A 13,488-nucleotide genomic window follows, 5' to 3' on the forward strand; every position below is an offset into this window, starting at 1 on the left:
CTGAGTCGCCCGCCGCGAGGTTTTAAGCAATGAACCGGCTGTCCATCTTCCCGCTGCTCGCCGCCGTGACCCTGGCCGGCTGCGTGGCGCCGCCGCCGAAGCCGAACGATCCCTACTACGCCCCGGTGCTGCCGCGCACGCCGCAGCCGGTGGCGCAGAACAACGGCGCCATTTACCAGCCCGGCTTCGAGACCAACCTGTACACCGACCGCAAGGCGTATCGGGTGGGCGACATCATCACCATCACCCTCAACGAGCGCACCCAGGCTAGCAAGAACGCCAACTCCCAGCTGCAGAAGGACAGCAGCTCGAAGATCGGCCTGACCTCGTTGTTCGGCGCCGGAGTGCGTGCCAGCAACCCGCTGACCGGCGGCTCCCTGGACCTCAGCGCCCAGTACGGTGCCGAGCGCGACACCAAGGGCGACGCCAAGGCGGGGCAGAGCAACAGCCTCATCGGTTCGATCACCGTCACCGTCTCGGAGGTGCTGCCCAACGGCATCCTCGCCGTGCGCGGCGAGAAGTGGATGACCCTGAACACCGGCGACGAGTTGGTGCGCATCGCCGGACTGGTCCGCGCCGATGACATCGCCACCGACAACACCGTGCCCTCGACCCGTGTGGCCGATGCGCGCATCACCTATTCCGGCACCGGCGCCTTCGCCGATGCCAGTCAGCCGGGTTGGCTGGACCGCTTCTTCATGAGTCCGCTGTGGCCGTTCTGAGCAGGGGGATGCAGATGAAATCCTGGCAGTCGCTGATGGAATCGGGCTCGACCCGCCAAGCCTTCGCCCTGGGCCCGCGGCAAGACGCCTCCCCGGCGCTGTGCCTGCGCCGTCAGCCGGACCGGTCGCGTGCAGAGCGTGAAGCGGCGCCCCGCAGCCATTCCTGCCGGCAGCAGTTCGCCAGCAACTGGCGCGCCTACCGCCGCCGTGGCGCCAACGACTGGCTGCTGCTGGCGACCCTGCTGTTCGGCCTGCTGCTCAGCCCGCTGGCCCACGCCGAACGCCTCAAGGATCTGGCGAGCATCCAGGGCGTGCGCAGCAACCAACTGATCGGCTACGGCCTGGTGGTGGGCCTCAACGGCAGCGGCGACCAGACCACCCAGACGCCGTTCACCCTGCAGACCTTCAACAACATGCTGGCGCAGTTCGGCATCAAGGTGCCGGCCAGTGTCGGCAACGTGCAGCTGAAGAACGTCGCTGCGGTGTCCGTGCACGCCGAGCTGCCGCCCTTTGCCAAGCCGGGGCAGACCATCGACATCACCGTGTCGTCCATCGGCAACGCCAAGAGCCTGCGCGGCGGCAGCCTGCTGATGACCCCGCTGAAGGGCATCGACGGCAACGTCTACGCCATCGCTCAGGGCAACCTGGTGGTCGGCGGCTTCGACGCCGAGGGTGGCGACGGCTCGCGGGTCACCGTCAACGTGCCGTCCACCGGGCGGATACCCGGCGGCGCCACCGTGGAGCGCCCGGTGCCCAGCGGCTTCGACCAGGGCAACAGCCTGGTGCTGAACCTCAACCGCCCGGACTTCACCACCGCGAAGAACATCGTCGACCAGATCAACCAGTTGCTCGGCCCCGGTGTGGCCCAGGCCATCGACGGCGGCTCGGTGCGGGTCAGCGCGCCCCTGGATCCCGGCCAGCGCGTCGACTACCTGTCGGTGCTGGAGAACCTGGAGATCGAGGCCGGCCAGGCGCAGGCCAAGGTGATCATCAACTCACGCACCGGCACCATCGTGATCGGCCAGAACGTCCGCGTGCAGCCGGCCGCCGTGACCCACGGCAGCCTCACCGTGGCGATCACCGAGGACCCCATCGTCAGCCAGCCGAACGCCTTCTCCGGCGGGCAGACCGCCGTGGTGCCGCGCTCGCGGATCGACGCCAGCGAGGAAGCCAAGCCGATGTTCAAGTTCGCTCCCGGCACCAGCCTCGACGAGATCGTCCGCGCGGTGAACCAGGTCGGCGCCTCGCCGTCGGACCTGATGGCCATCCTCGAAGCCCTCAAGCAGGCCGGCGCGTTGCAGGCCGAGCTGATCGTGATCTGAGGAGGCGACATGAATTCCAGGCTGCCTGCCGGCATCGACTCCGGCGCCTACACCGACCTCAACCGCCTCAACCGATTCAAGGTCGGTGGCGACAACGAAGGCAACCTGCGCAAGGTGGCCCAGGAGTTCGAGGCGCTGTTCCTCAACCAGATGCTCAAGGCGATGCGCTCGGCCAATGAGGTGTTCGCCGAGGGCAACTTCATGAACAGCAACGAAACCAAGCTCTACCAGGACATGCACGACCAGCAGCTGGCGATCAGCATGTCCAAGGATAAGGGCATGGGCCTCGCCGACGTGCTGGTGCGCCAGCTCTCGCAGCTGAAGAAAGGCAGCGCGCGGCTCAATCCCTTCGCCGAGATCGGGGTGAGCGAGGTGGCCAAGACCGAGGCCCGGAAGCGGCCGGCGGTGGACAGCAGTCGCGACGACTCCAAGCTGATCAACCAGCGCCGCCTGGCCCTGCCGGGCAAGCTCACCGACCGTCTGCTGGCCGGCATCGTGCCCAGCGCCAGTCCGGCCGACGGCCAGCCGCTGGCCCAGGACGATTGGGCGCCGGCCAAGGTCTACCCGGCACCGGAAGGCAAGCAACTGGAGACTGCCGATGCCTTCGCAGGGCGCCGCCTGGCCCAGCCGCCATTGGCACCGGGCAGGTCGGCGTTCAACTCGCCGGCCGAGTTCGTCGCCACCATGCTGCCGATGGCCGAGGAGGCCGCCGCCAAGATCGGCCTCGACGCCCGCTACCTGGTGGCCCAGGCCGCCCTGGAAACCGGCTGGGGCAAATCCATCCTGCGCCAGGCGGACGGCAGCAGCAGCCACAACCTGTTCGGCATCAAGGCCCACGGCTGGGACGGCAAGTCGGCCCGCGCCCTGACCACCGAATACAAGGGCGGCCAGGCGGTGAAGGAGGCGGCCAGCTTCCGCGCCTACGATTCCTTCCGGCAGAGCTTTCACGACTACGTGGACTTCCTGCGCGACAACGGCCGCTACCGTACCGCGCTGAGCAGCACCGCCAACCCCGAGCGCTTCGTCCAGGAACTGCAGCGCGCCGGCTATGCCACCGACCCGAACTATGCGCGGAAGGTGTCGCAGATCGCCCGCCAGATGCAGACCTACCAGACCATCGCCGCTGCCGGCGGCGCGCCCACGAGCTGATAAGGGACTCTCATGGCTGATCTCCTGAACATCGGGCTGTCCGGACTCTCTGCGAGCAAGACCCAGCTCAGCATCACCGGCCACAACATCACCAACGTCAATACCGCCGGCTACAGTCGTCAGGACGCCATGCAGGTGACCCGCGCGCCGCAATTCAACGGCGCCGGCTACCTCGGTTCGGGCACTACCCTGACCGACATCCGCCGCACCTACAGCGAATTCCTCACCACCCAGCTGCGTTCGGCCACCGCCCTGAGCAGCGACGTGGCCGCCTACAAGAGCCAGATCGACCAGCTCGACTCGCTGCTGGCTGGCTCCACCACCGGCATCACGCCATCCCTGCAGTCGTTCTTCTCGTCCCTGCAGAGCGCCGCCGAGGACCCTTCGAACATTCCAGCCCGGCAGTTGGTGCTCTCCGAGGCCGAAGGCCTGGCACGCCGCTTCAACACCGTCTACGACCGCCTCAACGAGCAGAACAGCTTCACCAACAAGCAGATGGTCGCGGTGAGCGATCAGATCAATCGCCTGGCTGGCTCCATTGCCAGCCTCAACGATGCCATCGCCAAGGCTGCCGCCAGCGGCCACCAGCCCAACGACCTACTCGATGCCCGCGACGAGGCGATCCGCCAGCTGTCCAGCTACATCGGCGTCAACGTGGTGGTCCAGGATGATGGGGCGCACAACGTGTTCATCGGCACTGGCCAGCCACTGGTCATCGGCTCCAGGGCCAATAGCCTGGAAGTGGTGCCGGGGCAGGGCGATCCGAATCGCTTCGAGGTGCAGTTCGTCAGCGGCGGCTCGCGTCAGGGCATCACCACTCAGATCACCGGCGGCGAACTGGGCGGTCTGATCCGCTACCGCGAGGAAGTGCTGGACAACACCATGAATGCCCTGGGGCGTCTGGCCCTGGCAATCAGCGACCAGGTCAACGGACAGCTCGCCCAGGGGCTCGATCTCAAGGGGCAGGTCGGCGCCAAGCTGTTCGGCGACTTCAACGACCCGAGCCTGGCCAGGCTGCGTGTGCAGAGTTTCTCGACCAACACCAGCGCCGCTCAGCCCCGGCTGAACATCACCGACACCACGGCGCTGACCACCAGCGACTATCGTCTGGAGTTCGACGGCACCAGCTACAGCGCGCGCCGGCTGAGCGACAACGTGGTGATGAGCGTCGTCGAGAACCCGCCAGGCACCCTCAGCTTCAGCGACCCCAACGGTCGTGACCAGGGCTTTCAGGTCGAGATCGGTACGCCGGCTCCCGCGGCGGGTGACCGCTTCCTGCTCCAGCCGACCCGCCGTGGTGCGGCGGACATCTCGAGCGTACTGGATCAGCCTGATCAGCTCGCTTTGGCCGCGCCGGTGCGCAGTGAGGCCAATGCGCAGAACCGCGGTACCGGGGCGATCAGCCAGCCGGATTTGCAATCGCCCCTGAACCTTGCCAGCCTGACCGGCGCACTGCCGGTGAGCCTGACCTACGATGCGGGCACTGGCGACTTCACCTTGCCGGCCGGCGCGACCCTGACGCGGATCAATCCGAACGACGGCTCGCCAGCCACCCCGGCCACTTTCCTGAGCGGCCAGACCAACACCTACCAGCTGACCCTGGCGGACGGCAGCAGCCTGCGCCTGACCCTGAGCGGCCGTCCGGAGAATGGCGACACCTTCAGCGTGGCGTTCAACGACAAGGGCGTATCCGACAACCGTAACGGCTTGAAGCTGGCGGGCCTGCAGAACAAGGCCACCATCGGCATCGACCCCGGCTCTCCAGACACGACCGGAGTGACCTTTTCCGATGGCTATGGTGACCTGGTCGAGCGGGTCGGTACCCTGACCGCCCAGGCCCGCCTGGACAGCGAAGCCACTTCGACGATCCTGAAGCAGGCCACCGACAACCGCGACTCGTTGTCGGCGGTGAACCTGGATGAGGAGGCGGCCAACCTGATCAAGTTCGAGCAGTACTACAGTGCCTCGGCGCAGATCATTCAAGTTGCCCGCTCCATGTTCGATACCCTGCTGGGAGCCTTCCGCTGAGGCAGAGGCTCCGGTACCCAGCGCCTGTTCCTGGGCAGACTGGGATAGGGGGGGCAGGCCCCCGTCGAATCACCAGGCTTTCCTTCAGGGGAAGACAATAGGAGTAGGGCAGAGGATTTGCCCTGTACCGACCAACCAGAGGCACGAGTATGCGTATCTCCACACTCCAGGCGTTCAACAACGGCGTCAACGGCCTGCAGCGCAACTACGCCAACGTCACCCGCACCCAGGAACAGATCAGTACCGGCAGCCGCATCCTCACTCCGGCCGACGATCCCGTTGCTTCCGTGCGGCTGCTGCAGCTGGAGCAGCAGCAGAATGTGCTTGGTCAGTACAAGGCCAACCTGACAGCGGCGAAGAACAGCCTCAGCCAGGAAGAATCGACCCTCAACTCGGTCAACAACGTGTTGCAGCGTGTACGCGAGCTGGCGCTGCAGGCCGGCAATGGAGCTCTGAGCGCAGAAGATCGCAGGTCCATCGCTGCTGAACTGGCCGAGCGCGAGGATGAACTGCTGAGCCTGATGAACACCCGCAACGCGCGGGGCGAGTACCTGTTCTCCGGCTTCCAGGGCAAGACACAGCCTTTCCTGCGTAACGCCGATGGCACCTACGTCTATCAGGGGGATGACGGACAGCGGAAACTGCAGGTCGCCAGTTCTCTGGAGCTGCCGATCAGCGACAGCGGCCGGGCCGTTTTCGAGGGTGGCCGCAATGCGGGGCGGCTGAGCATTGCCGGGACGCCGGCCGGCACCGTCAGCGGGGCGCTGGTCGATGACGAGGTTTCCTTCGTCAACTTCCCCACCGGCGGCATCCGCCTGGAGTTCACCGATCCGGACAACCCACTGAGCTATACCTTGACCCCGGTCGATGCCGGCCCGCCACCGGTGGATGGCACGCCGATCACCGGAAGCCTGGTCGAGGGCAAGGACAATCTGCTGCATTACAGCGGCGTGGCCTTCTACGTGAACGGCACGCCCACTGTGCCTTCCACCTACACCATCACCGGACCCGACTCCGATCCGGCCACCGCGCCGGATAACAGGGTGGGCATTCTCAATACCGTGGCCGCCTTGCGTAAGGCGCTGGAAGAGGGCGTCGACTCTCCGCAAGGCAACCGTGACATCAGGGATGCCGTTGGGCTGGCCGTCACCAACCTCGATAACAACATGACCGCTCTGGATCAGGCTCGCGGCCAGATCGGCGCCCGCCTCAACGTGGTGGAGTCGACCCTGACCGACAACGAGGATGTCACTCTGGTCAACAAGTCGGTGCAGGCCGACCTGCGCGAGCTGGACTACGCCGAGGCGCTGTCGCGTCTGTCGTTCCAGTCCATCATTCTCGAGGCGGCTCAGCAGAGCTACGTGAAGATCAGCAGCCTGAACTTGTTCAATCACCTCAAGTAGTCGCTTGCCGCCCCGCTTTTCCTCGACCCGCCCGAGGGCGACTCCGTTTCGGTGACGGGCTGGACGCCGCCAGCCACCGGACCGAGTCGCTCCGTCGTCTGCAAGGCTTTCTCCCGCCTTTTCGATGTTGCCGCAGCAAATCTGCCCTAAAGAAAAGCTTTCCGGTGCCGAAACCCCGGGTAAGCGGCCTTGCCGAAGCGCAGGGCGCAGCGGCGCAGCATGCGGTTGATGCCAATGGGCCGGAGGGAGCTTCTACTGAAGTTTCCGAGGTCACTTGGGTGGCCTGGCCAGGAGGGGGCGCCCGAAATGGCAGGCCACAAAAATTTTCCGAAAGTCCCCTAAAGGTCCGTAGGAAAGCGCCGATAAAAGAAACGAATGCGAACTTTACGGGTGCCTGGGAACTGCTCCCCGAAGGTCGCAAGCTCAGGCAAACAGACTGTCCTCGGAGGACCCCATCATGGCCTTGACCGTCAATACCAACGTCGCTTCGCTGAACACCCAGCGCAACCTGAATGCGTCGTCCAGCTCGCTGAACAACTCCCTGCAGCGCCTGTCCACCGGTCTGCGCATCAACAGCGCGAAGGATGATGCTGCCGGTCTGCAGATCTCCAACCGCCTGACCAGCCAGATCAACGGTCTGAGCGTTGCCGTTCGTAACGCCAATGATGGTATCTCCCTGGCCCAGACTGCCGAAGGTGCCCTGCAGCAGTCCACCAACATCATGCAGCGCATGCGTGACCTGGCTCTGCAGTCGGCCAACGGTTCCAACTCCGGCACGGAGCGTGCGGCTCTGCAGCAGGAAGTCTCCGCTCTCCAGCAGGAGCTGAACCGTATTGCCGATACCACCAGCTTCGGCGGTCGCAAGATTCTCGATGGCACCTTCGGCAGCCAGAGCTTCCAGGTGGGCGCCAATGCCTTCGAAACCATCAATGTCACGCTGAGCAGCTTCCGTGCCGATGATATGGGGGCCTATCAGCGCAGTCTGAACGCCGCTGCTGGCGCGAACAAGGTTGACCAGCTCGGTAGTGCTGAGGCTGGTACGGCCCTGGCAGCTAACAGTGTTACCGCCGACCTGACCATCCAGGGGCTCAAGTCGGAAAAGGTGAAGGTGTCCGGATCGGCCAAGTCGGTTGCCGATGCAATCAACGCGGTCGCAGGCTCGACTGGCGTAACGGCGGATGCCCGCACCGTTGTTGGTCTGTCGGGCATTGCTAATGATACCTACAAGTTCACTCTTGCCGGCAGCAATGCTTCTTCTCCCGTCACTATCCGGGCAACTGTCGCGAACGGTGATCTGAACGAGCTGGCGCGTACCATCAACAGTGAAAGTGGCAAGACGGGTATTACCGCTACTGTGGATGGCAGCGGAATCAAGCTGGTCAGCGAGAACGGCGATGACATCGAGATCGGTGGCTTTGAGGCAGGGAGCGGTTCGATGACGTTGCAGGTCTACGACTACTCCGGAGAGAAGGAGCTCACTTCCGCAACCGCAATTTTGGACAACACCAACAAAACGGCTCGTGCCGTGGGTACCGTCGAACTGAGCAGTGCCAAGTCGTTCACCACCGAAGCCTCTGCCGTTACCTTGGAAGGTAACACGGGTGTCAATGTCTCTGCTCTGAATGACGTGAGCAAGATCGACATCAGCACCCAGATCGGTTCCCAGAAGGCTCTGAAAGTACTGGACAAGGCCTTGAGCTTCGTTGACAGCGCCCGTGCCGAGCTGGGTGCCGTGCAGAACCGCTTCGACAACACCATCGCCAACCTGCAGAACATTGCGGAGAATGCGAGCGCCGCACGCAGCCGCATCCAGGACACCGACTTTGCTGCCGAAACGGCCAACCTGACCAAGAACCAGGTGCTGCAGCAGGCTGGCACGGCGATCCTGGCCCAGGCCAACCAGCTGCCGCAGGCGGTGCTCAGCCTGCTCCGCTAAGTCCGGACGCCGATGCGAGAAAACGGGGGGAAGCGCTTGCGCTTCTCCCCGTCTTGCCATGAGGGTTAATGACGATGGATTTCTCGAACCTTAACGGCGGCCTGTCCATCACTCCCGGCCTTCGCTTGCCTGGCTCGACACCGGGCGCCCATGCTCGCGAGTCGGGTGCATCCGGAGCCGGGCAGCTTCAGGGGCAGGTTGCGAAGCAGACGGTAGAGCAGGTCGTGACCACCATGCAGGCCTTCACCCAGAGCATCAGTCGCAACCTGAACTTTACCCTGGACGATTCCACCGGCCGGCTCGTGGTCAAGGTGACCGATGCTTCCTCCGGCGAGGTGATCCGCCAGATCCCGTCCGAGGAAGCGCTGCGTCTGGCCGAGCGTCTGGAAGAGGCACGTAGCCTGCTTTTCAAGGCACAGGCCTGACGTTTCCGGGAAATGGGCAAACCAGCACGACTTTTGCTTGCATGCCTGCATCAATGGAATTCGCGTCAATGAACTGACGAGGTAAGGCACATGGCGACGACCATCAACGGCTACAACTCCGGCTTGGATATCCAAACCATCGTTTCGAGTCTGGTTGCGGCCGAGAAGGCACCCAAGGAAGCGCAGCTGTCGCGTCTGGAGTCGGCCACCACGGCGAAGATCACCGGTATCGGCCAGCTCAAGAGTGCCATTGCCGACCTGCAGAGCGTGCTCAAGGATCTGAACAAGCCGGAACTCTTCGAAAAGTGGAGTGCGACCTCCTCCGACTCCAAGCTGGTCAGCGCCTCCGCCAGCAAGGACGCGCTGGCAGGCAGCTACAAGATCGAAGTGAGTCGCCTGGCGACCTCCAGCAAGGTGGCCACTGCGGCCGTCAGTGGTGGGGGGGAGCACAGCTTCGCTAGTGGCGGATCTCTGGTCATCAGCATGGGCGACGAGGCCCTCCCCGCCATCGAGGTGGCGGCCGGTGCAACGCTCAAGGAAATTCGTGATGCCATCAATGCCCAGCTCAAGGAGCAAGGCGTCAGTGCCAACATAGTCACCGATCCCAAAACCAACACTTCACAGCTGGTACTCACCTCCAGCAAGACAGGAGCGGGCAACGACCTGACCATCCAGGCGTTCGATGCCGACGGCAATCCCGGCGGGGATCTCGCTGCACTGGACATCCCGACCTACGATGCCGGCAATCCGGCAGCGGGAGTCAGTTACATATCTATGGCCGCCGATGCGGAGTTCAGCATCGACGGTCTGGCACTGAAAAGTGCGACCAACAACGTGGCAGGTGCCATCGAGGGGGTGACTCTCAATCTGGTCGCTACCACCGAGGCTGGAAAGCCGGTCACCCTGACCGTGGATCGGGACAAGGCGGGGGTTACCAGCACCATCAAGAAGTTCGTCGATGCCTATAACAAGTTGATGAATACGGCCGCTACCCTGACTGCCGTAGCCAGTGTGGGCGAGGACAAGGCCCCGGTCACGGCAGCGTTGGTGGGGGATGCATCCGTTCGCAATCTGCTTACTACGGCCCGCAATGAGTTGGTGAAGGTTTCCGGCGACGAGAGCGATGGAATTCGCATCCTGGCTGACTTGGGCATCACTACCCAGAAGGACGGGACTCTCAAGATCGACGACAGCAAACTGGACAGGGCGTTGAACGAAAATTTCAACTCACTGACCAGCTTCTTCACCGGCGACAACGGACTGATGAGTCGCCTGGATGCCAAGCTTGACCCTTACACCAAAACCGATGGCGTGCTGGAACAGCGCCTGAGCGGCCTGAACAAGACCATCAGTTCCGTGGACGATCAACGCGAGGTGCTCGCTCGACGCATGCAGCAACTCCAGGCCCGTCTGCTGGCACAGTTCAACGCAATGGATGCCTTGGTCGGCCAGCTCAACCAGACCAGCAGCCGCCTGGCGCAGTCCCTCGCCAGCCTGCCCGGCCTGATCAAGAGCGACAGCTGAGCATGAGCAATTCACTCGACACCTATAGGCGGGGCAGCCCTAGCACTGAGGTTTCTCCGTACCGGGCCGTGCAGATGCTGCTTGGCGGCGCGCTGGAACGCCTTTCCCTCGCACGTTGGGCGCAGCAGCAGGGCAATTCGGATATCCGGGGCCTGGCCGTGAGCGACACCCTGAGCATCATCGGTGCGCTGCAGGCCGGGCTGGACAGGGAGCTGGGTGGCGAGATCGCCGCCAACCTTGATGCCCGCTATGACTACATGACTCGGCGGCTGGCCGGAGTCGCCCTGGACGACACGCCGCGTCGTTTGGATGAGGTCGAGGCACTGCTCAGTGAGATCAAGCTGGCCTGGGACGCCATTGGGCCCGAACGAGTGGAGTGACGGCGCTCCCCTCAGTGCGTCGGCGCGAATACATCCAAAACCCTAAAGCTTCGATCGCTCCGGCCGATACATCGGGTATCCAGTCAGTGATCAAGGCGATACCACATGAATGCGATGGTTGCACTGCGCCAATACCAGACCGTGAACACCCAGGCCCAGGTGGTCGAGGCCAGTCCGCACCGACTGATCCAGATGCTGATGGAAGGTGGTCTGACTCGTCTGGCCCAGGCTCGCGGTGCAATGGAGCGGGGGCAAGTCGGCCTGAAGGGCGAGCTGATCGGCAAGGCCATTGCCATCATCGGCGGTCTGCGTGACGGCCTGAACATGGAAGCCGGCGGCGAGCTGGCGCAGAATCTCGACCGCCTCTACGAGTACATGAGCGCCCGCCTGTTCGAGGCCAACCGCGAGAACGATTTCGCCAAGCTCGACGAAGTGGCCGGGCTGCTGCGCACCATCAAGTCCGCTTGGGACGCCATCGCCCCCGCGGCCTGAGCGAGGAAACCTTCATGAATCCATCCGTACGGCTCCTGGAAGAAACCGGCAGTGCCCTGCGCAGTGCGCTGGCTAGCCAGGATTGGTCCGCCATCGGCGAGCTGGACATGCAGTGCCGTCAGGCCGTGGAAGAGGCCATGGCGGAACCGACGCGCGACGACGAACTGCTGCGTGCGCGCATGGAGGAGTTGCTCGAGCTGTACCGCGAGCTCGTCACCCTGTGCCAGGAGGAGCAGAAGCGCCTGGCTGGCGAGCTGGTTCAGCTCAACCATTCCCGTCAGGGCGCCAAGGTCTACCAACTGTTCGGCTGATCCCGCACCAGGCAGTCGGCTGCTGGGCTCAGCCGATTGTCTGGTGGCCGCAAACCGGCAATTTTGCTATCGTGCCCATCCTTCCCAGGTCCGTACCCGCCCCGAGTTTTCGGGGATTGTTCGGAAAGATCACGCCATAAATTTGACTCTAGAGTCTTTTTTGACTTTACTAGTGGCTAAATGATGGCGCGTTCTGGGCTTCACCAGCGGGCCAGCCGCTCTCACACCTCCTGCAAAGATCAGAGAAAGATGTGGCGTGAAACCAAGATTCTGCTGATTGACGACAACAGTGAGCGTCGCCGTGACCTGGCGGTCATCCTGAATTTTCTGGGGGAAGAGCACGTCGCCTGCGACAGTCGCGAATGGCGGGAGGCCGTGGGGAGTCTGGAAAGCCCGCGCGAAGTGACCTGCGTGATGCTCGGCGAAGCCAGCGCCAAGGGCGGTGCGCTGGAGCTGCTCAAGCAGCTCGCCAACTGGGACGAGCAGTTGCCCATCCTGCTGATCGGCGAACCGCCACCGCCGGAGTGGACCGAGGAGCAGCGCCGCCGCGTCCTGGCCACCCTGGAGATGCCGCCGAGCTACAGCAAGCTGGTCGATTCCCTGCACCGTGCCCAGGTCTACCGCGAGATGTACGACCAGGCCCGCGAGCGCGGCCGTTCCCGCGAGCCCAACCTGTTCCGCAGCCTGGTCGGTACCAGCCGTGCCATCCAGCAGGTGCGGCAGATGATGCAGCAGGTCGCCGACACCGATGCCAGCGTGCTGATCCTGGGCGAGTCCGGTACCGGCAAGGAAGTGGTGGCGCGCAACCTGCACTACCACTCCAAGCGCCGCAATGCGCCCTTCGTTCCGGTCAACTGCGGGGCGATTCCCGCCGAGCTGCTGGAAAGCGAGCTGTTCGGCCACGAGAAGGGCGCCTTCACCGGGGCCATCACCAGCCGCGCCGGCCGCTTCGAACTGGCTAACGGCGGCACCCTGTTCCTCGACGAGATTGGCGACATGCCGCTGCCGATGCAGGTCAAGCTGCTGCGCGTGCTGCAGGAGCGCACCTTCGAGCGGGTCGGCAGCAACAAGACGCAAACCGTGGACGTGCGCATCATTGCCGCCACCCACAAGAACCTCGAGCAGATGATCGAGGCCGAGACCTTCCGCGAAGACCTCTACTACCGCCTCAACGTCTTCCCCATCGAGATGGCGCCGCTGCGCGAGCGGGTCGAGGACATTCCGCTGCTGCTCAACGAGCTGATTTCCCGTCTGGAGGTGGAGAAGCGCGGTTCTATTCGCTTCAACTCCGCCGCCATCATGTCGCTGTGCCGCCACGACTGGCCGGGCAACGTGCGCGAGCTGGCCAACCTGGTGGAGCGCATGGCGATCATGCATCCCTACGGGGTGATCGGCGTGTCCGAGCTGCCCAAGAAGTTCCGCCACGTCGACGACGAGGACGAACAGCTGGCCAGCATCCGCGAGGAAGTGGAGGAGCGCGCGGCGATCGCCGCCGGCAACCTGCCGGGGCTGAACGGCACCGCCATGCTGCCGCCGGAGGGGCTGGACCTCAAGGACTACTTGGGCAACCTCGAGCAGGGCCTGATCCAGCAGGCGTTGGACGATGCCAACGGCGTAGTGGCGCGGGCCGCCGAACGCCTGCGCATTCGCCGCACCACACTGGTGGAGAAGATGCGCAAGTACGGCATGACACGCCGTGAAGAGGAGACCGAGCAGAGTTAGGCCGCAGGCTCCACGTCGGAATGGAAGAGGCGTCACCCCGTGGTGGCGCCTTTTTCATTGCGGCCGGGAAAGGC

The 13,488-nt window shown here is 64.0% G+C and carries 12 protein-coding genes and 1 pseudogene; all 13 read left to right on the forward strand.

Annotated features, from left to right (window positions below):
• Nucleotides 1-29: 29 nt before the first annotated feature.
• The 13 genes and pseudogenes from flgH (at nucleotide 30) to H165_RS0113935 (ending at nucleotide 13,414) form a co-directional block, all read left to right on the forward strand.
• Nucleotides 30-722, forward strand: coding sequence for a flagellar basal body L-ring protein FlgH (gene flgH / locus H165_RS0113880; RefSeq protein ID WP_017939542.1), 693 nt, complete (start codon nucleotides 30-32; stop codon nucleotides 720-722).
• Between the two features lie 8 nt (nucleotides 723-730).
• A complete protein-coding gene (locus H165_RS0113885) occupies nucleotides 731-2,044 on the forward strand; it encodes a flagellar basal body P-ring protein FlgI (protein WP_017939543.1) in 1,314 nt (437 codons plus the stop codon).
• A 9-nt stretch (nucleotides 2,045-2,053) separates the two neighbouring features.
• Entirely contained in the window at nucleotides 2,054-3,193 is a 1,140-nt protein-coding gene (gene flgJ / locus H165_RS0113890; RefSeq protein WP_017939544.1) for a flagellar assembly peptidoglycan hydrolase FlgJ, read from the forward strand.
• A 12-nt stretch (nucleotides 3,194-3,205) separates the two neighbouring features.
• Complete coding sequence (flgK, locus tag H165_RS0113895; protein WP_017939545.1) at nucleotides 3,206-5,221, forward strand: flagellar hook-associated protein FlgK; 2,016 nt, start codon at nucleotides 3,206-3,208, stop codon at nucleotides 5,219-5,221.
• A gap of 149 nt (nucleotides 5,222-5,370) precedes the next feature.
• On the forward strand, nucleotides 5,371-6,624 hold the full coding sequence (gene flgL, locus H165_RS0113900) for a flagellar hook-associated protein FlgL (RefSeq protein ID WP_017939546.1): 1,254 nt from the start codon (nucleotides 5,371-5,373) through the stop codon (nucleotides 6,622-6,624).
• Nucleotides 6,625-7,081: 457 nt separating this feature from the next.
• Nucleotides 7,082-7,999 (forward strand): annotated as a pseudogene (locus H165_RS20260) (flagellin N-terminal helical domain-containing protein); the annotation flags it as partial.
• 60 nt (nucleotides 8,000-8,059) lie between these two features.
• Nucleotides 8,060-8,560 (forward strand): flagellin, encoded by a 501-nt coding sequence (locus H165_RS20265; RefSeq protein ID WP_420493625.1) that lies wholly within the window; start codon nucleotides 8,060-8,062, stop codon nucleotides 8,558-8,560.
• A gap of 74 nt (nucleotides 8,561-8,634) precedes the next feature.
• The gene (locus H165_RS0113910) at nucleotides 8,635-8,985 is read left to right on the forward strand and encodes a flagellar protein FlaG (RefSeq protein WP_026146635.1); all 351 of its coding nucleotides are present in this window, start codon (nucleotides 8,635-8,637) and stop codon (nucleotides 8,983-8,985) included.
• Between the two features lie 90 nt (nucleotides 8,986-9,075).
• Nucleotides 9,076-10,509 carry a flagellar filament capping protein FliD gene (fliD, locus tag H165_RS0113915; RefSeq protein ID WP_017939549.1) on the forward strand — a complete coding sequence of 478 codons (1,434 nt, stop codon included), beginning with the start codon at nucleotides 9,076-9,078 and terminating at the stop codon, nucleotides 10,507-10,509.
• Between the two features lie 2 nt (nucleotides 10,510-10,511).
• On the forward strand, nucleotides 10,512-10,889 hold the full coding sequence (gene fliS, locus H165_RS0113920; protein WP_026146636.1) for a flagellar export chaperone FliS: 378 nt from the start codon (nucleotides 10,512-10,514) through the stop codon (nucleotides 10,887-10,889).
• A gap of 105 nt (nucleotides 10,890-10,994) precedes the next feature.
• The gene (gene fliS / locus H165_RS0113925; RefSeq protein WP_017939551.1) at nucleotides 10,995-11,381 is read left to right on the forward strand and encodes a flagellar export chaperone FliS; all 387 of its coding nucleotides are present in this window, start codon (nucleotides 10,995-10,997) and stop codon (nucleotides 11,379-11,381) included.
• Between the two features lie 14 nt (nucleotides 11,382-11,395).
• Entirely contained in the window at nucleotides 11,396-11,692 is a 297-nt protein-coding gene (gene fliT / locus H165_RS0113930) for a flagellar protein FliT (protein ID WP_017939552.1), read from the forward strand.
• A gap of 249 nt (nucleotides 11,693-11,941) precedes the next feature.
• Nucleotides 11,942-13,414, forward strand: a complete 1,473-nt coding sequence (locus tag H165_RS0113935) for a sigma-54 dependent transcriptional regulator (protein ID WP_017939553.1) — start codon at nucleotides 11,942-11,944, stop codon at nucleotides 13,412-13,414.
• The last annotated feature ends 74 nt before the right edge of the window (nucleotides 13,415-13,488 follow it).

It is taken from the genome of Pseudomonas thermotolerans DSM 14292, from assembly GCF_000364625.1.
Lineage (GTDB): Bacteria > Pseudomonadota > Gammaproteobacteria > Pseudomonadales > Pseudomonadaceae > Aquipseudomonas > Aquipseudomonas thermotolerans.